The organism is Micromonospora sp. CNZ295 (assembly GCF_004217535.1).
Map to the genome: position 1 here is coordinate 6,063,054 of NZ_SHKZ01000001.1, position 25,567 is coordinate 6,088,620.

The following is a 25,567-nucleotide window of genomic DNA, read 5'->3' on the forward strand; positions in this document are numbered from 1 at the left end:
CACACCGCTTCGGACCGGCGCTCGCGAGCAGGGCGGACGTGCCGCACGGACGTAACGTTTCCGGACCACGCGACGCTCCCCGCGCCGTTCGACACCACAGGCAAACTTAAGGGTCGGCTAAGCCGGTCCTGAGGCGCCGGCAGCGCACCCGCCAAGCGCCGGGTCGCGTGATCCGGCGCGGGACCGGAAAGTGGCAGCAGCAGGAGCGCGTGAGCCCTCGCCCCAGCGGGTATGCCGCCGAACCGCTGAACACGTGAGGGGAAGGCACATGCTCAGCAAAGAGGATCAGCGCAGGTTCGAGCAGATCACCCGCAATCTCCGGGAGAGCGACCCGGCGTTCTTCGCTCGGCTGGACAACCGGGCACGGGGCCGCCACGGCCGCTGGCTGATGCTGTTCACGATCCTGCTGTGGGCGGCGCTCCCGGCCACGACCGTGCTCGCCGGCCGGGTGGCCGGCGCGATCTGCGCCGTGGTCCTGGTGGCCAACGCCGCGGTCATGTGGCGGTTCCGCCGCCGCTGGCTGTGAGCCACGTCCGGGCTCGCCGATCCTTCCGCCGGCGGACGGTCAGGGGTTCGCGGCGTCCTGCTCACCGAGCCGCCGGTACGCCCGGCGCAGCCGTTCCACCAGCCCCGGGCCGCCGATTGCGGGGGCGGGCGCGCCGAGCTGCCGCAGCACCAGGTCCGTCCCGGTCACCAGGGTGGGCGGCCGGTCGGGCAGCGGAACCGGCGGGGACCAGAACCGGTCCACGGCGTCGCCCAGCGACGCCGGCGGCAGGCCGGTGACCGCCCGCGCGGCACCCACCGCCGGCACGTCCACAGTGGCAGACGCAGCGTCCTCGGCGGACCGCGTGGCCGGCGCGGGCGCGGCGGTTCCGCGCAGCACACGCAGCCGGTCGAGCAGCTCGTCGCGGCTGCGGCCCCGCCAGTGCAGCAGCGCGAACGGGTCGGCGTCGAACGCCTCGGCGAGCAGGTAGAACGTCGCCGCGAGGTGCTTGCACGGCACGGCGACGTCGGGGCAGCTGCACCGCTGGCCCAGCTCGGCCACGCCGGCCGGGAACAGCGGCGCGCCGGCGGCGGCGAACAGCTCCTCCAACTCGGCCGGCAGGTCCCCGGCGAGCAGGCGGGCGCTGAAGAACGCCTGCGCGGCCAGCTCCTCCTCGACCCGGGCCCAGAGCGCGGGCGGGAAGGCCGGCAGGCCGATGCGCACGTCGTACGGCCGGGGTCGGGAACCCTGCACGACGGCGGTCACCGCGCCCGGCGCCACGTCCAGGCGGAGCACCTGCCCGGCCCGCGCGTACGAGCGACCCCGGGTGAGGCGGGTGCCGAGCGCGAACGACTCGAGCACCTCCAGGAAGCGGCGGGACCACCAGGACCGGCCGATCGCGCCGCGGGTGCTGCGGGCGCGGAGCCCACCCGCCACCCGCCGCGGCGGGCCGTAGTCGGCGAACCGCCCGGCGTCGCTGCGCGGGGCGCCGCCGCCGGTGGTACGCGGGCTCACTCGACCACCGCCCCCGCCTCCAGCCGGAACAGGTCACGCAGTTGCGCCGTGGACAGCTCGGTGACCCACTGCTCGCCGGTGCCGACCACCGTCGACGCGAGCCGGCGCTTGTCGGCGATCAGCGCCGCCACCTTCTCCTCCACCGTGCCGGCGCAGACGAACTTGCGGACCTGGACGCGCCGCCGCTGGCCGATCCGGAACGCCCGGTCGGTGGCCTGGTCCTCCACCGCGGGGTTCCACCAGCGGTCGACGTGCACGACGTGGTTGGCGGCGGTCAGGGTGAGTCCGGTCCCGCCGGCCTTGAGCGAGAGCACGAACAGCGCCGGGCCGTCCGGGGACTGGAAACGGGTCACCATCGCGTCCCGGTCGGCCTTGCCGACGCCGCCGTGCAGGAACAGGGCCTCCTGGCCGAACCGCGCCGACAGGTGGCCGCGCAGCATGCCGCCGAACTCGGCGTACTGGGTGAAGAGCAGCGCCCGCTCCCCCGCCGCGAGCACCTCCTCGAGGATCTCCTCCAGCCGGGCCAGCTTCCCGGAGCGCCCGTCGAGCGCGGAGCCGTCCCGCAACAGGTGCGCGGGGTGGTTGCAGACCTGCTTGAGCCGGGTCATGGCGGCCAGCACGAGGCCGCGCCGCTCGATGCCGTCGCTGGACTCGATCCGCGCCAGCATGTCGTCGACCACCGCCCGGTAGAGGGCGGCCTGCTCGGCGGTCAGGTTGCAGACCACCTCCATCTCCAGCTTCTCCGGCAGGTCGGAGATGATCGAGGAGTCGGTCTTGAGCCGGCGCAGCACGAACGGCCCGGTGATCCGGCGCAGCCGCTCGGCCGCCTCCGCGTCGCCGTGCCGCTCGATCGGCTCGGCGTACCGCTTCTTGAACGTCGCGGCCGGGCCGAGCAGGCCCGGGTTGGCGAACTGCATGATCGACCACAGGTCGGCGAGCCGGTTCTCCACCGGGGTGCCGGTGACCGCGATCCGGTGCCGGGCGGGCAGCGCGCGGACCGCCTCGGCCTGGCGGGTCGAGGCGTTCTTGATGGCCTGCGCCTCGTCCACCACCACCCGGTGCCAGTCGATGCCGGCCAGGTCCACCGCGTCGCGCGCGGCCACCGTGTAGGTGGTGAGGACCAGGTCCGCGGCGTGCACGGCGTCGGTGAACGCGGCCCCCCGCGCCCGCTCCGCGCCGTGGTGCACGTGGACCCGCAGGCCGGGGGTGAACCGGGCCGCCTCCCGCTGCCAGTTGCCGACCAGCGACATCGGACAGACCAGCAGCGTCGGGCCGGCGTCCGGCGGGTCGGCCGCGAGCAGGGCGAGCAGCTGCACCGTCTTGCCGAGTCCCATGTCGTCGGCGAGCACCCCGCCCAGCCCGAGCGACTGGAGGAAGGCCAGCCAGGCCAGTCCCCGCCGCTGGTACGGGCGCAGGGTGCCGTGGAACGAGGGCGGCGCGTCGATCGGGGTGAGCCGCCGCTCGACCGCGCCGGCGAGCAGGTCGCCCAGCGCACCATCGGCGCTCACCGCGAGCACGGGAAGCGCGTCCGCCGCGCTGTCGGAGAGGCCGAGCCGCAGCAGGTCGCCGACGGTCAGCTCGCCGGCCGAGCGGAGCAGCCGCAGGCCGGCGGCGAGGCGCTTCGGATCCAGCTCCACCCACCGGCCACGCAGGCGGACCAGCGGCGACTTCAACGCGGCGAGCGAGGCCAGTTCCGCCTCGGTCAGCGGCTGGTCGCCGACGGACACCTCCCAGCGGTAGTCGACCAGGGCGTCGAGCCCGACCCCGCCGCCCGCCCCGGCCACGGTGCCCGGCGCGGTCCGGCTCCGGGCCTGCAGGCGGGCGCCGAGCCGCGCCGAGGGACGCCGCCACCACGACGGCAGCAGCACCGCGAACCCGGCCGCGTGCAGCACCGGCGCCCCCTCCCGCAGGAACCGGTGCGCGCCCTCGACGTCCAGGTCCAGCGACTCCGGCGCGGCGGTACGCAGCGCCGCGTCCAGCTCCGGCCAGAGCCGGCTGGCCCGGCCCAGTTCGGCCAGCAGTGTCTCCTGCGGCGCGTCCAGCCCGGTCACCGTCGCCGGCTCGTGCCAGATCCGCCCGGCGTCGACGTGCAGGCCCGGCTGGTCGGCCGGTTGGAGGCCGAACTCGACCCGCCAGCGCCCGTCCGGGGCGGCGGCCGGCACGACGGTGACCGGCTCGGTGATCTCGTCGAGGAGCGGCTCCACCAGGCGGAAGCTGGCCCGGACCGGGCCGCCGGCGGCGTCGCGCTGCCAGGCGTCCAGCTCGGACCGCAGGGTCTCCAGCGCCGCCGGGTCGGCGGTGAAGTCGCGGCGCGGTCCGGTGAGCGCCGCCAGCCATGCCGGCACCGCGCCCGAGGGGCGTACGCCCCGGGCGAGAGCGACGTCGGCGAGCGTCGCGCGTGCCGCGGCGTCGGCGAGCGCGTCCAGCGCCTCGGCGACCAGCTCCCCCGGCTCCGGCGGCTCGCCGTCCGGCACCGTGCCCGGGAAGGTGGCATCGAGTGGATCGAGCCGGACCTCGACGGCGGAGCGGGCGGCCGGCGGCAGGGCCAGCGCGAGCGACCGCGCCCAGGCGGCGTCGGTGCCGGTGAGCAGGGGCCGCCAGACGGCCCGGGCGGCGACCGCCCGCCCGGCCGGGACCAGGACGCCGGGCAGGATCCGGCCGCGGGCGACCAGGTCGACGGCGAAGTCGGCCAGCTCGGCCAGGTGGCGCAGGGTGGCGCCGGGCACGGCGGCCGCCTCGGCGAGCCGGCGTAGCAGCGGCAGGGCGGCGTCCGGGGCGTACACCAGGACGGGGGCGCGCCACCCGGCCAGGGTGACCGGCCCGCGGACCGGCTCGACCGGCTCGGTGCGGACGAGTTCCGGCGAGTCCAGCGGAGAGCCGCCCCGGGTGGGCAGCGTGAGGCGGGCCGTGCCCAGCGCGGTCGGTTCGGCGAGCTCGGCCACGGCGGCGGCGAGCGCCGCGTGATCGGCGCCGAACGGGTGCGGGCGCTCCCGGGGCGACCGGCCGGGCCGGCGTGCTGCCCGGGGCGGGAGCGCGCTGTCCTCGGCCCAGACGGCGAGCCCGACGCCGGAACGCCACGACCCGTGGATGACCAGCACGCACTCCCCCTCGTCGACGCCCCGCCCAGGATAGGCCGCGCCCCGACGCCCGATCGCAGGCGACTGTCCCGGGCCGGCGCGACACGCCGGGGCGGCGGTCGCGACCGACCGGCTATCGTCCCCGCCGTGGACGACCTGCTCGTGATCGGCGGCCTCGGGGTGGACGTGCGGGTCCGCGTCCCGGCCCTTCCGCTGCCCGACGCCGACTCGGTGACCGTCGACCCGATCGACCTGCGGATCGGCAACACCGGCGCCGGGGTGGCGCTCGCCGCGCACGCGCTCGGCCTGCGGGTGACGGTGGTGGACGTGCTCGGCGCCGACCCGGCGGGGGACGTCGTCCGGGCCGCCCTGGCCCGGACCGGGGTGCGTGCGGTGCTGGCCGAAGCCCCGGCCGGCACCCGACGGTCGGTGAACCTGGTCGACCCCGCCGGGCGGCGCAGCTCCCTCTACGACCCTCGGCCGTGGCAGGGACCGACGCCGTTCCCGGACCTGCCCGCACTCGTCCGGGGCGCGGCACACGTCCACGTGTCGATCATGGATTGGGTCCGGGACCTGCTGCCCGCCGTCCGGGCGGCGCTCGGTGGCGGCGTGGCCCTCTCCACCGACCTGCACGACTGGGACGGCACGAACCCGTACCACCGGCCGTTCGCCGAGGCCGCGGACCTGGTCTTCGTCAGCGGGGTCCGGCTCGGCGACCGGGCCGGCGCGCTGGCCGCCGGTCTCGCACCGCGCACGGTCGTGGTCACCCGTGGCGGGGACGGTGCCGACGTGTACGCGGCCGGCGGGACTCCGGTCCGGGTGCCCGCGGCGACGCCGCCCGCGCCGGTCGTCGACACCAACGGCGCCGGGGACGCCTTCGCGGCGGGCCTCGTCGCCGCCCGACTGCGCGGCGCCACGCTGCGGGACGCCGCGGCGTACGCCGCCCGGGTGGCGGCCGCCGCCTGCACCCGGGACGGCATGGAGTACCCGCCGGGTCTGCTCCCGCCATCCGCCTGAGCCCGCGTCTGGGCGCTGCCGACCGCTTCCGCTGCGCCCCTCCCTCGCGCCGGGCAGGATGGGCGCATGGCATCAACCGTGGAGATCCCCCTGGTCGGTGGCACGGCCGACGGCCAGACGGTCACCGTCGAGCTGGACCCGAACGGCCGTCCCCCGCTGACCCACCATCACATGGGCGACGCCGGGCTGGCCGAGGCGGAGATCTACGAGTTGGAGACGGTGGGGACCGAGACCGGCCGGTGGCGCTACTGCTGGCGCGGCCCCGCGGTCTGACCGGGCTCACGTGCCGACGCGGATCACCGACTGGGCCCGCAGGCTCTCCAGCACCGCCCGGGTGACCTGGGAGGTGCCCCGGGCCTCCTCGCACACGTCGGCCACCCGCCGGGCGGTGGCCGCGGCGCGCTTCTCCCGCTCGTCCCAGAGCCGGTCGACCTCGGCCAGCAGCGGGCCCTCGACCTCCCGCTCCACGCCCCGCAGCGCCGGGACGCCGAGCCGCTGGGCCAGGTCGAAGACCTTGCCGGCGTACGGCAGGGGCAGGAACGGGGTGCCCACCATCGCGGCGAAGATCAGGAAGTGCAGCCGCATGCCGACCGCCAGGTCGAAGTGCCGCATCAGGCCGAGCACCTGCTGGGGCGAGTAGGTGCCGTGCAGGATCCGCCCCCGCTCGGCGGCGATCATGTGGGACAGCACGCCGTGCGAGTGCCGGATGTCGTCCCGCTCCATCGGGACGAACAGGACGTACGCGTCGATCCGGTGCACGAGGAAGTCGCCGATCTGGGCCAGCAGCCGGTGGTACCCGTCGACGTCGAGCCGTTCCGCGGCCCGCCCCGGCTCGCGGACGCTCATGCCGACCAGCCGCTTGCCGGCCGGCACCCCCTCCTCGCGCAGCAGGTGCGCGGGGAAGTCCTCGGCTTCGAGCAGGAACGCCGGATCGGCGGTGACCGTGATCGGGTTGAGCAGGCCGGCCTCCTCGAGGAGCATCCGGGACTCCTGGTCACGCACCGTCACCTGGGTCGCGCCCGCGAGGGTCTCACGGACCATCCCGGTGTCCACGGTCTCGCTGAGCGGGCCGACCCCCACCGCGTAGGTGAGCAGCGGCAGGCCGCGCTCCTGGGCCACCCGAACCACCCGCAGGTAGCGGCGCGCCTCCCGGTCGTAGAGGATGCCGCCACCGCCGAGGATGAGCAGGTCGAGCTGGGCGAGCACCAGGGACGAGTCGGTGCGGCTCACCCCTTCCCACGGCACCGCCTCCACGTACGGGTGCGCCACCCGGGTGTGCTCCGGGTTCCGCGAGAAGACGATGATCCGGGCGTTCGGCTCCTGCTCGCGCAGGTCGGCCAGGAGGCCGGTGAGGATCGCCTCGTCACCGAGGTTGCGACCGCCGTACGAGCCGAGCACACCGATGGTCAAACCGGCGCCACGCGTCATCCGTCGCTCCTCCCCAGGTGCGTCCCGGCCGGTTTCCCGCAACGCCGGGGAACAGTCCTCCCCGGCGGCGGTCACCGCGAATGGGACGCCGGGACCAGGCGGGCGACGAGAGCCGCGGCCACCTCGTCCGGGTCGAAATTGGCGCCGATGCCGGTGGTGAGCAGGTCGAGCAGCAGGCCGTCGACGGCGTAGCGCAGCAGGGCGATCTCGAACGCCCCGCCGGGCAGCCCGGAGGCGGTGTGGAAGGCCACGTCGTCGCGGTAGCCCCGACGCAGCGTGTCGCCCAGGATCCGGGCCAGGTCGGGGCGGCGGACCGCTTCCAGGCGCAGCTCGATCAGGGCCCGGGTCAGATCCGGCTGCCGGGTGGTGCGCTCGACGATGTAGCGCAGGTAGTCGGTGAACAGCTCCAGCGACGGCTCCCGGGCGCCCAGCTCCGCGAGGACCGCCTCGTCCGGAGCGAACCGCTCCATGATCCGTTCGCCGAGCGCGCCGAGCAGCGCGTCCCGGGAGCGGAAGTAGTTGGACGCGGTGCCGACGGGGACGCCCGCCTCGGCGTCGACCGCGCGGTGGGTCAGCCCCCGCGCACCGGTCGCCGCCAGCACCCGCAGCCCGGCGTCCGCCAGAGCCGCCCGCCGCGCCTCGTTCCTCGCCACGGGAACACCCTAGCCAAACCACGACAGCTGTTGTAGCTTCCTCCCGGTAACCACGACAGCAGTAGTGATTGAGGAGATCCTTGCGCAAGCTCGTGTACTTCGTGGCCGCCACCATCGACGGCTTCATCGCCGCCCCGGACGGGTCGTTCGACTTCTTCGGGCTCGAACCCGACGTGGCCGCCCACATCGCGACTCACTGGCCGCAGACGCTCCCCACCTTCGCCCACCCGCAGTTCGGCATCGACCGGCCGGAAGGCCGGTTCGACGCCCTGGTGATGGGTCGGGCCACCTACGACCCGGCCCTGAAGATGGGCGTCACCAGCCCGTACGCCCACCTCAAGCAGTACGTCTTCGCCCGCACCCTGCCGCCGGCCCCCGACCCGGAGGTGGAGATCGTCTCCGGTGACCCGGTCGGGTTCGTCCGGGCGCTCAAGCGCCAGCCCGGCCGCGACATCTGGCTCTGCGGCGGCGGCCAGCTCGCCGGCCAGCTCCTGCCCGAGGTGGACGAGCTGGTCGTCAAGCTCAACCCGTTCGTGGTCGGCAGCGGCGTCCCGCTCGCCGACCGCGACTTCGACCCCCGGCGGTTCACCCTGGTGGAGGCCCGGCCGCTCGCCAGCGGAGTCGTCGTCCTGCACTACACGCGCCCGGCCACCGACGGGACCGCCGGGTAATCCGATTGCCGGCCGGCCCGGCGTCCAGCACGGTGGACCGGGTGAGCACGCGCACCGCGACCCGGATCGGCTGGGCCGACCTGCCCGACCACGTCCGGTCCGCCGTGGAGGACATCCTCGGCGACCGGGTGGTCGAGGCGGTGTCGCAGCCCGGCGGATACTCGCCGGGCACCGCCGACCGGGTCCGCACCGCCGCGGGCGGTCGGGCGTTCGTCAAGGCGGTCAGCCCGGCGCAGAACACCGACAGCGTCCGCATGCACCGCGCGGAGGCGCGCAACACGGCCGCCCTTCCGCCGTACGCCCCGACGCCGCGCCTGCTCGGTCTGCACGACGACGGCGAGTGGGTGGCGCTGGTCCTGACCGACGTGGACGGACGGCACCCGGCCACCCCGTGGCGCCCGGACGAGCTGACCCAGGTGCTGGCGGCGCTCGCCGACCTGGCCGCCGCCCTCACCCCGAACCCGGTGCCGCACGTGCCGGCCGCCGCCGAGCACCTGGCGTACGACCTCGCCGGCTGGCAGCGGATCGCCGCCGACCCGCCACCGGACCTCGACCCGTGGGCGGCGGCCCACCTGACCGACCTCGTCGACGCCGCCCGGCTCGCCCTGGCCGCGCTCGACGGCGACACCCTCTGCCACGTCGACATCCGCGCCGACAACCTGCTCGTGGACGCGGCGGGCACGGTCACCGTCGTCGACTGGCCGTGGGCCTGCCGGGGACCGGCCTGGCTGGACACCGCGCTGCTGCTGGTGAACGTCCGGCTGCACGGCGGGCACGACACCGACGCCCTGCTGGGCCGGCTGCCGCTCACCGCCGACGTCGACCCGGACACGCTGACCGGCCTGTACGCGGGCCTCGCCGGCTTCTTCCTCGACGGCGCCCGGCGGCCGCCCCCGCCCGGCATCCCCACCGTACGGGCGTTCCAGCGCGCCCAAGGTGAGGCGCTGCTGCCCTGGGTGGCGAGCCGCCTCGGATGATCCCGGGCGGTCCTCAACCATCCGTGGGCCCGGCGGCGTTACTGCTGCCGAGGGGGTGGCGATGACCGAGACGTTCCACGACTTCGTGGTGCACCGCTCGCCGGCACTGTCCCGGACCGCCTACCTGCTCACCGGCGACCACCAGCTCGCCGAGGACCTGTTACAGGGCGCGCTGGCGCGGACCTACCGGCACTGGCGGCGGATCCGCGACGGCGACCCGGAGGCGTACGTCCGCCGGGTCATGTACCACCAGCAGGTCTCCTGGTGGCGGCGGCGCAGACTGACGGAACGGCTGGTGGCCGAGCCCGCCGAGCGGGCCGGCGGCGGCCAGCCGGACCACGGCGACGCCACCGCGCTGCGGCTGACCCTGGCCGCCGCGCTGCGGCAGCTGACCCCGCGCCAGCGGGCCGTGGTCGTGCTGCGGTTCTACGAGGACCTGACCGAGGCGCAGGTCGCCACGGTGCTCCGCTGTTCCGTGGGGACCGTCAAGCGGCACGGGCACGACGCACTGCGCCGGCTGCGGGCCCTGGCCCCCGAACTGGTCGACCCGGCGCCGGAGAGGAGCAGCCGATGACCGCCCGGCTCCGCGAGGTGCTCCGCGCCGCGGCGGCGGAGGTGCCCGCGTACGACCTGGCGGAGCGCGCGCTGCTGGCCACGGCCCGGCGCGGCCGGCGGCGCCGGGTCACGGCGGCCGCCGCCACCCTGGTGCTGGTCGCGCTCGCCGGGCTCGCCCTGCCGGCCACCGGCACCTCGCCCGCGGGCCCCGCCGCCACCGCGGCGGCCGGCGCGCTGCCGGACCGGATCGGCCTGCCGCCGATCGGCAACCGGCACGCCACCGACCGCCCCCGGATCGGCGCCGCGTCGGTGGTCTTCACCGGGGAGGCGGGCCGGCTGACCTACGACGACGAAGGCAGCATCATCACGATCGTCGACACCGACTCGGACACCTACCGGATCATCCGGGGAGGCTGGGAGATGACCGCCGGGACGGACGTGGTCCTCTCCCCCGACGGCCGGTGGATAGCGCACGACCCGGCCGAGGAGGAGCCACGGGTCGTGATCGTCGATCTCGTCACCGGAACGACCCGAGACGTCCGCAGCGGGGTGCCGGGCACCACCGGCACCGAGCCCGCCGCATGGTCGCCGGACGGTTCGTCGCTGGTCGTCCGGGACACGGTCCCGACCGACCCGCAACGCAGCGCGCACCGGCGGACGCTCAGCCTGATCCGGGTCGACGGCGGCCCGCCGGTCCGACTCGCCGAGACGCCGGACAGCATGGTGCCCGGGTCGGTGGTGGCCTTCGCGCCCACCGGCGACCGGCTGGCCTGGCAGGCGGGCGGCGTGGTCATGGTCGCTGCTCCCGACGGACAGCGGCTGGCGACGTTCCCGCTCGCCCCGGACACCCACCTCGCGGGCAAGGGCGCCTGGGCTCCGGACGGACGGTCGCTCACCGTCGCCCAGAAGACCGACGAGACGTGGACGCTGCGCCGCGTCGACCCCGCCACCGGACGGGACCTGGGCGAGTTGGGGACGCCCGCGGTCGAGGGCGTGGTCGGCATCCAACTCCTGGGCTGGACGGCGTCCGGGGCGGCGTGGGTGGTGGCGTACCTGCCGCACCCGCCCGGGTCCGCGGCGATGACCCGGCCCTGGCCGAACGACCACCGCGAGCCGTACGGGCTGATCGGCACCGTCCGGGTGCTGTCGCTGACCGTGGGCGCCGCCGCGCCGGCCACCCTGCTCACCGCCCCGGCGCAGGTGGTCTCCATCGACGTCGCCGACGACGTGATCCGGGCCGGCCGCACCCGGGTGGCCGATCCGCCGGGTGGGGTCGGTGCCCGGTTCTGGTACTGGACCGCGCTCATCGCGGTGGTGCTCGGCACGGTCGTGGCGTACCCGAGCCGGACGGCGATCGTCCTGTGGTGGGACGACCGGCGGGTGCGGCGGATCCGCGGCCCGGCGGGTTGACCGGCGGGTCAGCCCGGTGGCCGGGCGGGGTGGGTGAGGAACGGCAGCACCGCCGCCGGCAGCGCCGGCGACGCGAGGATGTCGTGGTGGGTGAGGCCGGGCAGCACCGCCAGCCGCGCGGCCGGCCGCCCGGTGCCGTCCCAGCCGGCGTCCCGGTGCCCGCCGCCGAGCAGCCCGAAGAACTCCACCGCGTGGGCGGTGGTCACCGAGTCCGCGTCGGCGAACACCAGCAGGACGGGCAGGGTCAGGGCGGCCACCTCGGCGGACCAGTCGTACTCGCGGCGCAGCAGCTCACCGGAGCTCGCCCACAACCGGGGCCAGTCCGCCGGGCGGGGCGCGACCCGGGCGTAGCGCTGGTGCACCGGTGTGCCCCGCATCCGCTCGCCGGCCGCCTCGTCCTGCTCGGCCATCGCGGTGAGCACCTCCGGGTACCAGCCCCGCCGGCGGCACGGCGCGGAGACCACCACCAGCCGGCCCACCAGCCCGGGATGCTGGATCGCGGTACGCAGCGCCACCCCACCGCCCAGCGAGTACCCGAGCACGTCCACCTCGGCCAGGCCGAGCTGGGCGGCGAGCGCGGCGACGTCGTCGGCCAGTGACTCGTACCGCAGCGGCCGGTCGACGTCCGGGGTGCGGCCGTGGCCCTGGAGGTCAACCGCGATCACCTGCCGGCGCGCCGCCAGCGCCGGCAGGAGCGGGCCGAACGTCTCCGTCGACCCGAAGCCGCCGTGCAGCAGCACCACCGGGCGGCCGGCGCCGTGCCGCTCGTACCAGATCTGTCGCCCGTCGACCTCGGCGTAGCTCACGACCCGCTCCCCGCCCTCACGCCGCCGCCCGAGTGAGCGCGATGACCGCGCGGGTCGCGGCGGTGCGGACCCGCGCCGACGGGTCCTCCCCGAAGGCGACCACCAGGGGGAACGCGTCGCCCAGGTGATGCCGGGCGACCACCTTGACCGCCATCTCACGCACTCGCCAAGCCGGGTCGCGCAGAGCCGTGAGCACCGCGTCCCGCGCCGCGTCGTCCCACACCCAGAGCAGCCCGCGCAGCCCCCACACCCGCAGCCAGTGCTCCTGGTCCGGGCGCGGTCCGCCCACCAGGACGTGCCGGGCGTGCGGACCACCGAGCACCGTTACCAGGCCGTCGTCGACGTCGCGCCCCTCGACGAGCCGGCGGCAGCCGGCCACCAGCTCAGCGCGGCCTCGCCGCGCCGCCTCTGCCTCCGCCCGCCGCCGGGGAGTCAGCCTGGGTACGCGCGCCGCCATGTCGTGAGTATGCGCACCACCGGTGACGTCGGGTGGGTCACCCGGCCGGCGCGGTCGTGGTGACCTGGATGAGGAACCGGCGTATGGCCTCGGCCAGGTCGGGCCGGCGCAGATCCAGGGCGCCGTGCTCGCCGTCGGTCACCGTCACATGCACCCGGTGCCCGGCGCCGATCAGAGCGGTGGCGAGGTCGAGGGACTGCGTGGCCGGGACCGCCGCGTCGTCGAGCCCGTGCGCGAGCAGCACCGCTACACCGTTGCCGACGTGCGTGGTGACGGTGCAGTCGAGGGTGGCCGGGTCGGCCGACGCCGGCAGGTGCCCGAGCAGTTGGTGCCAGGGGTTCCCCTCGCTCCGGCCGCGCGGCCAGTCCGCAGCGAGCGGGTCGACCGGCGGCTCCAGGGCGACCACCCCGGTCACGTCACCGGGCACGTCCACCCCGCGGAGCCCGACGTGCAGCGCGAGGTGGGCGCCGGCGGAATCACCGGCGATCAGGAACGGCAGGCCGGGCACCCGCGCGGCCCGCGCCCCCGCCCGTACGTCGTCGAGCTGCGCCGGCCAGGTCGCCTCGCGGCGAACTGCGGTACGCGGGACTCTTGGCACGGGTCGAGCGAGAGGTGCGCGGACAGGGCCCGGAGGAAGTCGGCTGCGTCGAACATCTCCCCGGCGGAGGCGACGCCGCTCGTCCTGACCCGGCCGTCGAGAACACGACGGACCGCTTCGACCGCCAGCGGTGCGCTGATGGCGTAGATGTCCTGGCCGCGGGCGACGACGCGCCGCCGCGTGTCGCCGGAACGCACGACGACGTCGACCAGGAACGTCTGCTCGGACCGCCCGCGCTCGTCGGCCGCGACCGGTGCGGGCGTGCCGGGGGCGGCCAGGTCCCGGGCCGCGTCGGTCGTCATGTACGTGCGCACCTCCGGGATGGACAGGTGGCTGGGGACGGTGACGACATCGGCCATCGTGAACTCGCCGAGGACGGTCCGGGTGCCGACCGGAGCGGGGAACTCCCATTCCAGGGTCGGCAGGTCGCCCCCGCAGTACTCCAGTCGGCCGCCGGTGTAGCGGACCCGCCGGCCCGCGCGCCGTTCCCGCGAGACGGTGCCGGAGGCCAGGGTCCCGGCCGTGGGGTGCCAACTGCTCAGTCCGTACGCGACGTGGGCCTCGTCGGCTGTCGCCCAGTCGCCCATCGCCGTGGTGACCAGCAGGTCACCGAGCCCGCCGAAGAAGGCCATCGCCGGGACCACCGCGACACCCGCGGCCCGGGCGCGGTCGGTGAACCGCGTGAACGTGTCGACGTTGGCCTCGATCTCGGCCGCCACGTCCACGTACGGGATCCCGGCGCGCAGGGCGGCCTCGATCACCGGGGCGGCGGTCGAGGCGAACGGGCCGGCGCAGTTGACGACCGCGGCCGCCTCCCGCAACGCCCGGTCGAGTGCGGCCGGGTCGTCGACCGACGCCACCCGGTACTCGAGCCCCGGATGCGACGCCGCCAGCGCCTGGAGCCTGTCGGCGTCGCGGCCGAGGAGCAGCGGGACGAACCCGCGCTCACGCAGCTCCGTCACCACGAACCGCCCGGTGTGTCCGTACGCACCGAACACCGCCACCGGCTGTCCCGCTCCCATCGCGGTTCCTCCCGTTCGCCTGAAAGATCGACTGAGTGAATCCTCCCGGCGGCGGCCGGCCCCGACCAGTGTCTGGAACGCCACGTCCCGTACAGTTTCAGACATGGCCACTGTCGCGATCGCCGCCACCGACGGGATGCTGCACTTCGAGTTCGCCATGGCCTGCGAGGTCTTCGTCCGCGACCCGTCCGGGCTGGCCGACCCGTGGTACGACCTCGTGGTGTGCGGCCCGGGCCCGGTCCGGATGGGCCGTTTCCGCGTCGATCCCGACGACGGGCTGGAGCGGCTCGCCCGCGCCGACACCGTGCTCGTCCCGTCCGTGGCGGACGTCGACGCGGACGTGCCACCCGACCTGGTCGCCGCCGTCCGCGCCGCCCACCAGGCGGGCGCCCGGTTGGTCTCGCTGTGCACCGGTGCGTTCGTGCTGGCCGAGGCCGGGGTGCTGGACGGGCTGCGGGCGACCACACACTGGGCCCACACCGAGGCGCTGGCGGCCCGCTATCCCCGGGTGACCGTCGACCCGGACGTGCTCTACGTCGACAACGGCACCGTGCTCGCCTCCGCGGGCAAGGCCGCCGCGATCGACCTGTGCCTGCACCTGATCCGCCGCGACCACGGGTCGACGGTCGCCAACGCCGTCGCCCGCCGCCTGGTCGTGCCGCCGCACCGCGCCGGCGGGCAGGCCCAGTTCGTCACCACCCCGGTGCCCGCCCGCGACGACCACCCCCTCGCCGACCTGCTCCCCTGGGCGATGAAACGGCTGGACCGTCCGCTGACCGTGGCGGACCTGGCCCGCCAGGCGAACCTGAGCTCGCGCCACCTGACCCGGCACTTCAGGTCGGCAACCGGCACCACCCCGCTGCAGTGGCTGTCCACGCAGCGGATCCGCCGGGCCCAGGAGCTGCTGGAGAACACCGACGACAGCATCGACGCCATCGCACAGGCCGCCGGCATGGGGACCGCCACCACGCTGCGCCGGCACTTCGGCCGCACCGTGGGGGTGGCGCCGGACGCCTACCGCCGCACCTTCCGCAGCGGCCCGACCCGGCCACGGGACAGATCCGCCGACGAAAGTTAGCGATTCCGCCACGTCCGGCGGACGGCCAATCGACATCCTTCGGCAAGAGTGGGGCGCCGGCCTCGAGGTCAACTCCGTGTCGTCCTTCCTCAGCATCCAGCGCCCGACGACCCTCCTGGACGTCACGGTGATCGGCCTGCCCAATGCCTCCGCGGCCCGCACGGCTGCCGGCGAGGCGCGCACCGCAGGCTGCCCCAGTGGTGCGTTCCGCCTCAACACCGGCATGGCGACCGCCCGGTGGGGCGCACGCTCGGTGACCATCGAGTCGACGAGCGCACGGCTGACCACGGCGACGGTGAGCCGGGTGGACCCGCAGACAGCAGGCGGGATGACGTACCTGCCCGGCGACGCGCGGCTGATCTCGCGCACGGCCGGCTGCTGATCAGCATCGAGGCGCTCACTTTCGCGCCACGCGAACTCAACAGTGCCTCCCAGGTCACCGCCATGGCCCAGGAGAAGGCGACCTCCCTGGCCACGGCGATCGTGACGACTCTCCCAGCGGCAACCGAGGATTGAGCAGTCCGGGTCACCCGATCGCCCGGCGAGCGGCCTCGCCCATGGGGTCGTCGCGCGTGGGCAGCTGTTGGATGGTCGGCAGCACTTCCTGCCGGAAGACGCCGTGCAGCCGGCGCAGCTCCCGCACCGGATGCGCGGCGTCGTCGACCCGCACGTCCCAAATCGGGTACGGCTGATCGCCGACCACCGTCACCGTCGCCGACCGTGCGCCGTGCCGGTCACCGCCGGTCGCCTCCCCGGCCTCGACGGCCAGCACGAGCCGCTCCGCCAGGTCGAGTTCCCGGCTCTCCTGGAACACCCGGATGATCTCCGCGAGTGTCTCCGGGCCCACCACCCGGTTGCCCTGCACCGCGTACCCCGGCCCGGTGAGGTGCCCCGCCCAGCCCTTCGTACGAAAGCCGGTGAAGGCGTGCGAGCGGCCCTGCCGGTCGACCATGCCGACCTGCCGCACCTCCCGACCCGGGTCCCGGGCCAGCAGCTCGGCCAGGACGTCCTGCGGCGAGCGGCCCGCGGCGAGCATCGGCAGCCCGTCGTAGGCCAGGAACGGGTTGACGGTGGCCTGGGTCGCCACCGCGCCGCCGCCGGCGTGGACGTGCGCGACCAGCTTGCCGACCGCGGGCCGGGCCGTCAGGGCGCCCACCCCGAGCTGGTTGGTACGCGGACACCGTGCGGCGATCGAGAAGGTCACGCCCGGCAGTACCCGGACGCCCGCCCCGACATGCCCGGGGGCTGGTGGTGAATGGTGGGCGCGGCAGGTTTCGAACCTGCGACCCCTCGCTTGTAAGGCGAGTGCTCTCCCACTGAGCTACGCGCCCGGACACCCGTACGGCGGGCCGGAGTTGGCAAGCTTACCCTGCCGATCCCCGGCCACGCCGCACGGCCGGACCAGGTGTCAGCCAGCGGCCGCCTCGGCGAGCGCCTTGCGCCAGCCCTGCTGGTCGCGGGGCTCCCCCGGCATGTTCATCTCGGCGAAACGGACCACGCCCGCCCGGTCGATGACGAAGGTGCCCCGGTTGGCGATGCCGACGACGTCATTGAAGACGCCGTACGCCTGGGCGACCGCGCCGTGCGGCCAGAAGTCCGCCAGGAGCGGGAACTGGAAGCCCTCCCGGTCGGCCCAGATCTTGTGCGCGTACACCGAGTCGACGCTGACCGTGAGCACCTGGACGTCGTCGTTGACGTACTCGTTCAGGTTGTCCCGCACCTCGCACAGTTCGCCCTGGCAGATGCCGGTGAACGCGAGCGGGTAGAAGACCAGCAGCACGGTGCGCCGACCGCGGAAGTCGGAGAGTCTGACCTCCTGGTTGTTCTGGTCCTTGAGCACGAAGTCCGGCGCCTCGGCGCCAACCTCGATGGGCATGGGTGAACTCCTCGCGGGTCGGGTCGACGTCACGACGAGCGTGCCACACCCCGAGTTACTTCTTGCTCTTCGACCCTCGGCGCAGCACCAGCCGCGCTCCGCTCCAGTCCCGGCCGGCGTTGATCGTGGAGGTCTGCTGGAGACCGGCGGTCGGCGCGGACTCGGCGATCTCGCTGGGCTCGACGTGCCCCTCGCGCCCGGCCTTGGGCGTGAGCAGCCACACCACACCGTTGTCCGCGAGCGGGCCGAGGGCGTCGACGAGCAGCTCGAAGAGGTCACCGTCACCGTCCCGGTACCACACCAGCACCGCGTCGACCACTTCGTCGGTGTCCTCGTCGACCAGCTCCCCACAGCGGTCGGTCAGGGCGTCGCGGAGATCCTGGTCGACGTCGTCGTCGTACCCCATCTCCATGACGACCATCCCCGGTTCGATCCCGAACCGGTCCGCCAGGCTGCGTACCCCGTCGGCGGCCTGACCAGCGGTCGCGCTCACTGTCGCGTGCCTCCTCATCTCATCCCTGCTCGCGGCGTCGTCCGACGCCGTGGGCCAAGTCCACACACTTGCGGCTCGCCGCGCAAGTGGCGCACCGGGTGGAACGGAATTTACCGTGCCAGGAGCGTGCGGGCACCCTGGGTAATGGCATCCTCGGAGACCAGAACCTGTCGGGCAGCCGGACCTAATGGTACAAACGAGTCAACTGCGGCCACCCGCCGCGCCGCACCGACATATCCGGCATCGACCAAAGCGGCGATGATCCCCTCACCGACTCCGCCGGACCGCCGCGTCTCGTCCACGACCAGCACCCGCCCGGTCGCCGTGGCCTCCCGGATGAGGTCGGCGACCGGCAGCGGCGCCAGCCAGCGCAGGTCCACCACCCGGCTGCCGACGCCCTCGGCGGCGAGCGTCTCGGCGGCGCGCAGGGACAGCCGCACCCCGTTACCGAAGGTGATGATCGTGATGTCCTCGGCGGAGCCGACGCCGTAGCTACGGGCCCGGCCGACCGGCACGTGGGCGCCGGGCCAGTCGCCCGGCCCCGCGTACCCGGCGAGCCACTCCCCGTCGCCCTCCGTGTGCAGGTCGCGGGTGTGGTAGAGCGCGATCGGCTCCAGGAACACGCAGACGCTGCCGTCGACCGCCGCGCTGGCCAGGCAGGTCCGCAGCAGGGACGCGGCGTCGTCCGGCCGCGCCGGCACCGCGACCACCAGGCCGGGGATGTCCCGGAGTACGGCCACCGAGTTGTCGTTGTGGAAGTGCCCGCCGAACCCCTCCTGGTACGCGAGGCCGGCGATCCGGACCACCATCGGGTTGCGGTAGGCCCCGCGGGAGAAGAACTGCATGGTGGCCGCCTCGCCGCGCAACTGGTCCTCGGCGTTGTGCAGGTAAGCCAGGTACTGGATCTCCGGGACGGGCAGCAGTCCGGCCAGCCCGGCGCCCAGGCCGAGTCCCAGGATCGACGTCTCGTCGAGCAGGGTGTCGAACACGCGGGCGGCACCGAACCGCTCGCGCAGCCCCTTCGTCACCCCGTACACCCCGCCCTTGGCGCCGACGTCCTCGCCGAACACGGCCATCTGCGGGTGATTGAGCAGGCCGTCGGCGAGGGCGGCGTTGATGCTCTGCGCGAGGGTGAGCGGGCCGGCCAGCTCGGGCAGCTTCCCGCCGAACGCCTCGGCACGGGCGGCCGCGCCCGGACCGGCCGCCCGGACCGCCGCGTCGGCCACCGCCCGGGCCACCCGCGCCGGCCGGCGCGGCGCCAGCGCGGCCACCACTTCGGCCGGGTCGGCCAGCTTCGGCTCGTCCAGCACCTCCTCGGCGATCCGGCGGACCTGCCAGCCGATCCCGTCGTACCGGGCGAGCAGTTCCGCGCCGGTGACGACGCCCGCACCGACCAGCAGCCGCGCGGTGGCCAGCAGCGGATCCCGCTCCAGGTCGGCGGCGATCTCGGCGCCGCTGCGGTACGCGGTCTCGGCGTCCGCGCCGGCGTGCCCCATCAGCCGGACCGTCGACAGGTGCAGCACCGCGGGGCGCCGGTGCCGGCGCACCCAGGCCGCCGCCTCGGTCGCCACCGCGTACGCCCCGGGCAGGTCGCTCCCGTCGGCGGCGAAGTACCGGATCCCCGGCTTGGCGCGCAGGGTCGCCGCCACCCAGCCCTCGGGCGAGCGGACGCTGATGCCGAGGCCGTTGTCCTCGCAGACGAACAGGACGGGCAGGCGCAGCCCGGTGTGGTCGTACCAACCGGCCGTGTTGAGGGCGGCGGTCGCGCTGGCGTGGTTGACCGACGCGTCCCCGAAGGAGCAGACGACGATCGCGTCCGGCGGCCACGGCGCTCGGGGTGCTCCGGCGCCGGCCGGGGATCGCCGGCCCGTCCCGTCGAGCCGCCGCAGCCGCTCCACGGCCAGTCCCAGGCCGACCGCGCGGGGCAGGTGCGAGGCGATGGTGGAGGTGGTGGGCACGACGGCTAGGTCGGCCCGGCCGAAGACCTTGTGCCGCCCGCCGGCGATCGGTTCCCGCGCTGAGGCGACCATGCCGCGCAGCACGTCGCGGGCCGCCTCGGCGTACCCGGGGGCGAGGGGTCGCTCCGCGACCGGCCCGGCGGCGACGGTGGCGGCTCCCGGCCCGTCGTCGACGGCGGGCCGCGGCGGTTGCCCAGCCGGGGCATCCGCGTCGGACGGCCCCGGGGAACCACCGTCCACCGGGCCGGCGGAACGGTCGTCCACCCGGGCGTCCGCCCGGCCCGCGGCGCGGTCGTCGACCGCGTCGGCGGGCCGCTCGTCGACGGTGCCCGCGCCCGGGCTGGCAGAGCCGTCCGGGCCGGCGGAACGGTCCGAGCCGGCAGGACCATCCGAGCCAGCAGGACCACCCGAGCCGGCAGGACCACCCGGGCCAGCAGGACCGTCCGAGCCGGCAGGGTCGCCGTGCTGGTCGGTTGCGTCGTCGCCCGGAGGAGCGACGCCGTCGCCCGGGCCCCGGGCGTCGCCCGGACCGGGCGTGCTCCCGGCCGGATCGGCAGCGGCCTCCCCGTCGACCGGATCGGCGGCCGGCCGGCCGGCCGCGGCACCGGCGCCGGCCGGCACGCCGCCGGCCAGCGGACCGACCGGTACCGCGAGGGGCCGGCCCGCGCCGCCACCGCTCCGCGGCGCCGGGACGGCTCGCCGGCCACCCGACCCCGCCGGCGCCGCCTCCGCGCCGGCCGGCCGGGCGGCGTGGGCCGCCTGGGCGGAGCGGACACAGTAGAAGGCGCCCGAGCGGTAGTGCAGCAGGGCCGGGTCGGTCGGCCGCAGGGCGGCGGCGACGGCGGCGTTGCCCTCGTGACCGGCCGAGCCGATCGTGTAGAACCCTTCGCCGAAGCCGCGCAGCCACCGGCCGGCCAGGTCGAGCTGGCGGCTGACGACCTGCGCGTCGAACAGCTCCAGCGCCTGCGCGCCGCTCAGTGACACGTCGTCCGTGACGGGCCGGGAGGGGTCCCGCCGGTGCTCGGCGGCGGTCAGCGCTCCCAGTGCCTCGCGGAGCCGTTCGTCAAGATCCTGCGGGGTGGTCACGTGGGACAGCATTACCGACCGGGGCCCGCGTCGCCCACCGGGACACGATCGACGCGTCGGGACTACTCGTCCCCACAGGCCTCCGGGCAGCCGCCATCGGACACCTTGAACACCAGGTCGCGCAAGGTGGCGAGCTCGTCGTCGGTGAGCCCGCAGAGGAGGCGGGAGTCGGACATCACCTGGTGGACGCGGGACCGGACGTGCCGCCCGGCCTCCGTCACCACGAGGGTCTTCTGCCGCCGGTCGGCGGGATCGACCCGGCGCTCGACCAGACCCGCCTGCTCCAGCTTGTCCACCAGCGCGGTGACGTTGGAGCGGTCGCACCGCAGCTGCTCGGCGAGGTCACGGGCGGGCAGCGGACGATCCGGATCGAGTTCATGGAGGGCCCGGGCCGCCGCCGGGGTGAGCCCCAGCTCGGCGATGTCCAGATCCTGGTAGTGCCGGATGGCCGAGGCGATGTGCATGATCCTGCGCACCGCGTCTCCGGCCAGCCGGGAGCGGCCGGCCGTCTCGGGGCCGGTCGACGGGACGGTGCTCTGCGCCATGTCTCACATTCTACTCGCGGCTCCATAGTTGGTCTGCTCAGCTGTTTATCAGCTCACGCATCACGCTCGGTGAGCCCACGCCCCGAGTCAGAAAGGTCAACGATGTCCGACTTCTCGGTCCTCGCTCTCTCCGGCAGCCTGCGCGACGCGTCCCTCAACACGGCCCTGATCCGGGCGGCGCAGCACCTCGCCCCGGCCGGCCTCGCCATCGACCGGTACGAGGGCCTCGCCGCGATCCCGCCGTTCAGCGAGGACACCGAGCCGGAGCCGCCCGCGTCCGTCGTCGACCTGCGCGAGCGCATCGCCGCGGCGGACGCGCTGCTGATCGCCACACCCGAGTACAACTACGGCGTGCCCGGCGTGCTCAAGAACGCGCTCGACTGGGCCTCCCGCCCGACCTTCCCGATCACCACCTGGGTGTCGCCGCTGGCCCACAAGCCGGTGGCCATCATGGGAGCCGCCCCGACCGGCATGGGCACCGTCCGGGCCCAGCTCCAGCTCCGGCAGCTCTTCCTCTGGACCGACTCCGCGGTGATCGGCAAGCCGGAGATCATCGTGACCAACGCCCACGAGAAGCTCGACCCGGACGGCACCGTCAAGGACGAGACGACCGAGGTGCTGCTGCGCGGTCTGCTCGACGCACTGGTCACCCGCATCCGCATCACCCAGCTCGCCGCGGCCGCCGCCTGAGCCCGTCCCCGGCGCGGGAGATCACGCTCGGTGTGCGATGTAGTGGCCTCGTTCGCGGGTCGCGGCCGAGGCCACTACGTCGGCGAACCAGCACGATCATGGACCGGCCCCGGCGGCCGGCGTCACGGTCATGGACGGCCCCGGCCGCCGGCGTTCAGCCGGGCAGGAACGAGAAGCGGACCTGGCGGGTGGGGTTGTCGCCGTTCGGGTCCACCAGGCACACCGACTGCCAGGTCCCGAGCGCGAGCCGCCCGTCGACGACCGGAAGGGTCGCGTACGGGGGCACGAACGCCGGCAGCACGTGGTCCCGCCCGTGGCCGGGCGAACCGTGCCGGTGCCGCCACCGGTTGTCGGCGGGCAGCAGCTCGTCGATCGCGGTGAGCAGGTCGTCGTCCGAACCGGAGCCCGTCTCGATGATCGCCAGCCCGGCGGTCGCGTGCGGCACGAAGACGTGCAGCAGGCCGTCACCCGCCCCGGTGACGAACCGCTCGGCCTCGGCGGTGATGTCCCGCACGGTCGGGCGGCTCCCGGTCTGGACGGTGATCACCTCGGTACGCATACCTCACATTCTTCCGCAGCCGGCCCCGCCGCACACCGGCGACCGCCGCCGTCCGGCCCAGCCCGGCCCGACCGGACCGCCGATTGCGCAAAGTTACTGGTCGGTACCTGTGTCCCGCGTCGCGTCTGCTGGCGGTGGAGGTGACGACAGGTGCCACGAGGGGGCAGGATGGCGCTAGAGACCTATCCCACACACAACCGAGGGAACGCCTGTGGCTACGGAACGCAAGCGCCCGGTGATCACCGCCGGTCTGCCGAGCCAGCTTCCGGACATCGACCCTGAAGAGACCAGCGAATGGGTCGAGTCGCTCGACGGTGTCATCGACGAGCGCGGGACAAAGCGCGCCCGCTACGTCATGCTGCGCCTGCTGGAGCGGGCCCGTGAGCGCCAGGTCGGGGTGCCGTCCCTGACCACCACGGACTACATCAACACGATCCCGCCGGAGCGCGAGCCGTGGTTCCCGGGCGACGAGCACGTCGAGCGACGGATCCGGGCGTACGTCCGGTGGAACGCGGCGATGCTGGTGCACCGGGCACAGCGCCCGGAGATCGGCGTCGGCGGGCACATCTCCACGTTCGCCAGCTCGGCCTCGCTGTACGAGGTCGGCTTCAACCACTTCTTCCGGGGCAAGGACCACCCGGGCGGTGGCGACCACATCTTCTACCAGGGGCACGCCTCGCCCGGCATGTACGCGCGGGCGTTCCTCGAGGGCCGGCTCACCGAGCACCAGCTCGACGGGTTCCGCCAGGAGCTGTCACACCCCGGCGGCGGGCTGCCGTCGTACCCGCACCCGCGGCTGATGCCGGACTTCTGGGAGTTCCCCACCGTCTCCATGGGCCTGGGCGGCCTGAACGCGATCTACCAGGCGCGGTTCAACCGTTACCTGCACCACCGGGGCATCAAGGACACCTCCGACCAGCACGTCTGGGCGTTCCTCGGCGACGGCGAGATGGACGAGCCGGAGACGCTCGGTGCGATCGGGGTGGCCGCCCGCGAGGAGCTGGACAACCTCACCTTCGTCATCAACTGCAACCTGCAGCGCCTGGACGGGCCGGTCCGCGGCAACGGCAAGGTCATGCAGGAGCTGGAGGCGTTCTTCCGGGGCGCCGGCTGGAACGTCATCAAGGTGGTCTGGGGCCGCGAGTGGGACCCGCTGCTCGCCGCCGACACCGACGGCGCGCTGGTCAACCTGATGAACACCACGCCGGACGGTGACTACCAGACCTACAAGGCGGAGTCCGGGGCGTACGTCCGGGAGCACTTCTTCGGCCGCGACCCGCGTACCCGCAAGATGGTCGAGCACCTCTCCGACGACGAGATCTGGAACCTCAAGCGGGGTGGCCACGACTACCGGAAGCTCTACGCGGCGTACAAGGCGGCGATGGAGCACACCGGCCAGCCGACGGTGATCCTGGCCAAGACCATCAAGGGCTGGACGCTCGGCTCGCACTTCGAGGGCCGCAACGCGACCCACCAGATGAAGAAGCTGACGCTGGAGGATCTGAAGACCTTCCGCGACCGGCTCTACCTGGACATCCCGGACAAGGCGCTGGAGGAGAACCCCTACCTGCCGCCGTACTACACGCCGGGTGAGAAGTCCGACGAGATCCAGTACCTGCACGAGCGGCGCCGGCAGCTCGGCGGCTACCTGCCGTCCCGGCGGGCCGGCACCAAGCGCCTCGCCATCCCCGGGCCGGAGCGTTTCGCGGACGTCAAGCGCGGGTCCGGCAAGCAGAAGGTCGCCACCACGATGGCCTTCGTACGCCTGCTCAAGGACCTGATGAAGGACAAGGAGTTCGGCAAGCGCTGGGTGCCGATCGTCCCCGACGAGGCGCGCACGTTCGGCATGGACTCGCTGTTCCCGACGCAGAAGATCTACTCGCCGCACGGCCAGCGGTACACGTCGGTCGACCGGGAGCTGTTCCTGTCGTACAAGGAGGCGACCGGCGGGCAGATCCTGCACGAGGGCATCAACGAGGCCGGCTCGGTCGCCTCGTTCACCGCGGCCGGCAGCGCGTACGCCACGCACGACGAGCCGATGATCCCGATGTACATCTTCTACTCGATGTTCGGGTTCCAGCGCACCGGCGACGGGCTCTGGGCGGCGGCCGACCAGATGGCCCGCGGCTTCCTGCTCGGCGCCACCGCCGGGCGGACCACGCTCAACGGCGAGGGCCTCCAGCACGAGGACGGGCACTCGCACCTGCTCGCCGCCACCAACCCGGCGGTGGTCGCGTACGACCCGGCGTTCGCGTTCGAGATCGCGCACATCGTGGAGAGCGGCCTGCACCGCATGTACGGCGAGGCGCAGGAGAACATCTTCTACTACCTGACCGTCTACAACGAGCCGATCCTGCAGCCGGCCGAGCCGGCGGACCTGGACGTCGAGGGCGTGGTCAAGGGCATCTACCGGTACTCTCCGGCGCCCCAGGTGGACGGCCCGAAGGCGAACGTGCTCGCCTCCGGCACCGGCATGCAGTGGGCGCTGAAGGCGCAGGAGCTGCTCGCCCAGGACTGGGGCGTGGCCGCCGACGTCTGGTCGGTGACCTCGTGGACGGAGCTGCGCCGCGACGCGGTCGAGGCCGAGGCGCACAACCTGCTCAACCCGGGTGGTGAGGAGCGGGTGCCGTACGTCGCGCGGAAGCTGGCCGACGCCGAGGGTCCGAAGGTGGCGGTCAGCGACTGGATGCGGGCCGTACCGGACCTGATCTCGCGCTGGGTGCCCGGCGACTGGACCTCGCTCGGCACCGACGGGTTCGGCATGTCCGACACCCGGCACGCGCTGCGCCGGCACTTCCACGTCGACGCCGAGTCGATCGTGGTCGCGACGCTGCGGCAGCTCGCTCTCCGCGGCGCGGTCCCGGCCAACGTTCCGGCCGAGGCGGCCAAGAAGTACGCCATCGAGGACGTGACGGCGGCACCGGTCGGCGAGACCGGCGGCGACAGCTGACCACAACCGTCCAGCACGAGGGGCCCGGCGCGGTGCGCCGGGCCCCTCGTGGCATCCGGACGGGGGCGGGGTGGGACGGCGGGCACCGAGCGGCGGTGGCCCGGGGGTCCCTGGCGGGGACGCCGGGCCACCGCCGGAGCGGGTGGCGCCAGGACGAGGCCCG

The 25,567-nt window shown here is 74.5% G+C and carries 24 protein-coding genes, 1 tRNA gene and 2 pseudogenes; 11 read left to right on the forward strand and 16 right to left on the reverse strand.

Annotated features, from left to right (window positions below):
• Nucleotides 1-268 precede the first annotated feature (268 nt).
• On the forward strand, nucleotides 269-526 hold the full coding sequence (locus EV376_RS28170; RefSeq protein WP_130328141.1) for a DUF3040 domain-containing protein: 258 nt from the start codon (nucleotides 269-271) through the stop codon (nucleotides 524-526).
• 39 nt (nucleotides 527-565) lie between these two features.
• Here the strand turns inward: EV376_RS28170 and EV376_RS28175 are convergent, their stop codons facing one another.
• The 3 genes and pseudogenes from EV376_RS28175 to EV376_RS31150 all read right to left on the reverse strand — a co-directional run.
• Nucleotides 566-1,498, reverse strand: a complete 933-nt coding sequence (locus EV376_RS28175; protein ID WP_130328142.1) for an SWIM zinc finger family protein — start codon at nucleotides 1,496-1,498, stop codon at nucleotides 566-568.
• Nucleotides 1,495-3,954, reverse strand: a pseudogene (locus tag EV376_RS28180) (DEAD/DEAH box helicase); the annotation flags it as partial. The pseudogene EV376_RS28180 and the gene EV376_RS28175, both read right to left, overlap by 4 nt.
• Before the next feature lie 48 nt (nucleotides 3,955-4,002).
• Nucleotides 4,003-4,596, reverse strand: a pseudogene (locus EV376_RS31150) (ATP-dependent helicase); the annotation flags it as partial.
• A 126-nt stretch (nucleotides 4,597-4,722) separates the two neighbouring features.
• Between EV376_RS31150 and EV376_RS28185 the strand changes: the two are divergent.
• Nucleotides 4,723-5,592: a PfkB family carbohydrate kinase gene (locus EV376_RS28185; RefSeq protein ID WP_130328144.1), complete on the forward strand. Its 870-nt coding sequence runs from the start codon at nucleotides 4,723-4,725 to the stop codon at nucleotides 5,590-5,592.
• Nucleotides 5,593-5,658: 66 nt separating this feature from the next.
• On the forward strand, nucleotides 5,659-5,865 hold the full coding sequence (locus EV376_RS28190; protein ID WP_130328145.1) for a hypothetical protein: 207 nt from the start codon (nucleotides 5,659-5,661) through the stop codon (nucleotides 5,863-5,865).
• 6 nt (nucleotides 5,866-5,871) lie between these two features.
• On the opposite strand, the gene EV376_RS28195 is transcribed toward EV376_RS28190, so the two are convergent.
• Together EV376_RS28195 and EV376_RS28200 are read right to left on the reverse strand one after the other, a co-directional pair.
• Nucleotides 5,872-7,020, reverse strand: a complete 1,149-nt coding sequence (locus tag EV376_RS28195; protein ID WP_130328146.1) for a polysaccharide pyruvyl transferase family protein — start codon at nucleotides 7,018-7,020, stop codon at nucleotides 5,872-5,874.
• A 71-nt stretch (nucleotides 7,021-7,091) separates the two neighbouring features.
• Nucleotides 7,092-7,673, reverse strand: coding sequence for a TetR family transcriptional regulator (locus tag EV376_RS28200; RefSeq protein ID WP_130328147.1), 582 nt, complete (start codon nucleotides 7,671-7,673; stop codon nucleotides 7,092-7,094).
• An 80-nt stretch (nucleotides 7,674-7,753) separates the two neighbouring features.
• Between EV376_RS28200 and EV376_RS28205 the strand changes: the two genes are divergently transcribed.
• The 4 genes from EV376_RS28205 to EV376_RS28220 all read left to right on the forward strand — a co-directional run bounded on the left by EV376_RS28205 (nucleotide 7,754) and on the right by EV376_RS28220 (nucleotide 11,286).
• A complete protein-coding gene (locus EV376_RS28205) occupies nucleotides 7,754-8,344 on the forward strand; it encodes a dihydrofolate reductase family protein (RefSeq protein WP_130328148.1) in 591 nt (196 codons plus the stop codon).
• 41 nt (nucleotides 8,345-8,385) lie between these two features.
• Nucleotides 8,386-9,321: a phosphotransferase gene (locus EV376_RS28210; protein WP_130328149.1), complete on the forward strand. Its 936-nt coding sequence runs from the start codon at nucleotides 8,386-8,388 to the stop codon at nucleotides 9,319-9,321.
• A 61-nt stretch (nucleotides 9,322-9,382) separates the two neighbouring features.
• Nucleotides 9,383-9,895 (forward strand): SigE family RNA polymerase sigma factor, encoded by a 513-nt coding sequence (locus EV376_RS28215; RefSeq protein ID WP_130328150.1) that lies wholly within the window; start codon nucleotides 9,383-9,385, stop codon nucleotides 9,893-9,895.
• The gene (locus EV376_RS28220; protein ID WP_130328151.1) at nucleotides 9,892-11,286 is read left to right on the forward strand and encodes a hypothetical protein; all 1,395 of its coding nucleotides are present in this window, start codon (nucleotides 9,892-9,894) and stop codon (nucleotides 11,284-11,286) included. Before EV376_RS28215 ends, EV376_RS28220 begins: the two co-directional genes overlap by 4 nt.
• Before the next feature lie 8 nt (nucleotides 11,287-11,294).
• On the opposite strand, the gene EV376_RS28225 is transcribed toward EV376_RS28220, so the two are convergent.
• The 4 genes from EV376_RS28225 to EV376_RS28240 are packed head-to-tail and all read right to left on the reverse strand — an operon-like array spanning nucleotide 11,295 to nucleotide 14,169.
• Nucleotides 11,295-12,092: an alpha/beta hydrolase gene (locus EV376_RS28225; protein WP_130328152.1), complete on the reverse strand. Its 798-nt coding sequence runs from the start codon at nucleotides 12,090-12,092 to the stop codon at nucleotides 11,295-11,297.
• Between the two features lie 16 nt (nucleotides 12,093-12,108).
• Entirely contained in the window at nucleotides 12,109-12,549 is a 441-nt protein-coding gene (locus tag EV376_RS28230) for a HEAT repeat domain-containing protein (RefSeq protein WP_130328153.1), read from the reverse strand.
• A gap of 37 nt (nucleotides 12,550-12,586) precedes the next feature.
• The gene (locus tag EV376_RS28235) at nucleotides 12,587-13,057 is read right to left on the reverse strand and encodes an alpha/beta hydrolase (protein ID WP_165438134.1); all 471 of its coding nucleotides are present in this window, start codon (nucleotides 13,055-13,057) and stop codon (nucleotides 12,587-12,589) included.
• Nucleotides 13,036-14,169: a saccharopine dehydrogenase NADP-binding domain-containing protein gene (locus tag EV376_RS28240; protein ID WP_130328155.1), complete on the reverse strand. Its 1,134-nt coding sequence runs from the start codon at nucleotides 14,167-14,169 to the stop codon at nucleotides 13,036-13,038. Before EV376_RS28240 ends, EV376_RS28235 begins: the two co-directional genes overlap by 22 nt.
• A gap of 103 nt (nucleotides 14,170-14,272) precedes the next feature.
• Here EV376_RS28240 and EV376_RS28245 point away from each other — a divergent pair, with 103 nt between their 5' ends.
• Nucleotides 14,273-15,247, forward strand: coding sequence for a helix-turn-helix domain-containing protein (locus EV376_RS28245; RefSeq protein ID WP_130328156.1), 975 nt, complete (start codon nucleotides 14,273-14,275; stop codon nucleotides 15,245-15,247).
• A gap of 76 nt (nucleotides 15,248-15,323) precedes the next feature.
• Nucleotides 15,324-15,629, forward strand: a complete 306-nt coding sequence (locus tag EV376_RS28250; protein WP_130328157.1) for a hypothetical protein — start codon at nucleotides 15,324-15,326, stop codon at nucleotides 15,627-15,629.
• 144 nt (nucleotides 15,630-15,773) lie between these two features.
• On the opposite strand, the gene EV376_RS28255 is transcribed toward EV376_RS28250, so the two are convergent.
• The 6 genes from EV376_RS28255 to EV376_RS28285 form a co-directional block, all read right to left on the reverse strand.
• Entirely contained in the window at nucleotides 15,774-16,451 is a 678-nt protein-coding gene (locus tag EV376_RS28255; protein ID WP_165438135.1) for a DUF1028 domain-containing protein, read from the reverse strand.
• Nucleotides 16,452-16,503: 52 nt separating this feature from the next.
• Nucleotides 16,504-16,578 (reverse strand) — tRNA-Val (locus tag EV376_RS28260).
• Nucleotides 16,579-16,655: 77 nt separating this feature from the next.
• Nucleotides 16,656-17,123 (reverse strand): peroxiredoxin, encoded by a 468-nt coding sequence (locus tag EV376_RS28265; protein ID WP_130328159.1) that lies wholly within the window; start codon nucleotides 17,121-17,123, stop codon nucleotides 16,656-16,658.
• 55 nt (nucleotides 17,124-17,178) lie between these two features.
• Nucleotides 17,179-17,616, reverse strand: a complete 438-nt coding sequence (locus EV376_RS28270) for a DUF3052 domain-containing protein (RefSeq protein ID WP_130328160.1) — start codon at nucleotides 17,614-17,616, stop codon at nucleotides 17,179-17,181.
• A gap of 110 nt (nucleotides 17,617-17,726) precedes the next feature.
• Complete coding sequence (locus tag EV376_RS28275) at nucleotides 17,727-20,672, reverse strand: transketolase C-terminal domain-containing protein (RefSeq protein WP_486482829.1); 2,946 nt, start codon at nucleotides 20,670-20,672, stop codon at nucleotides 17,727-17,729.
• 50 nt (nucleotides 20,673-20,722) lie between these two features.
• Complete coding sequence (locus EV376_RS28285; RefSeq protein WP_130328161.1) at nucleotides 20,723-21,205, reverse strand: MarR family winged helix-turn-helix transcriptional regulator; 483 nt, start codon at nucleotides 21,203-21,205, stop codon at nucleotides 20,723-20,725.
• Nucleotides 21,206-21,307: 102 nt separating this feature from the next.
• On the opposite strand from EV376_RS28285, the gene EV376_RS28290 reads away from it, so the two are divergent.
• The gene (locus tag EV376_RS28290; protein ID WP_130328162.1) at nucleotides 21,308-21,895 is read left to right on the forward strand and encodes an NADPH-dependent FMN reductase; all 588 of its coding nucleotides are present in this window, start codon (nucleotides 21,308-21,310) and stop codon (nucleotides 21,893-21,895) included.
• 154 nt (nucleotides 21,896-22,049) lie between these two features.
• Here EV376_RS28290 and EV376_RS28295 read toward each other — a convergent pair whose 3' ends face one another.
• Nucleotides 22,050-22,454, reverse strand: a complete 405-nt coding sequence (locus EV376_RS28295; protein WP_130328163.1) for a YjbQ family protein — start codon at nucleotides 22,452-22,454, stop codon at nucleotides 22,050-22,052.
• A gap of 211 nt (nucleotides 22,455-22,665) precedes the next feature.
• Between EV376_RS28295 and aceE the strand changes: the two genes are divergently transcribed.
• A complete protein-coding gene (gene aceE, locus EV376_RS28300) occupies nucleotides 22,666-25,404 on the forward strand; it encodes a pyruvate dehydrogenase (acetyl-transferring), homodimeric type (protein ID WP_130328164.1) in 2,739 nt (912 codons plus the stop codon).
• Nucleotides 25,405-25,567: the final 163 nt, after the last annotated feature.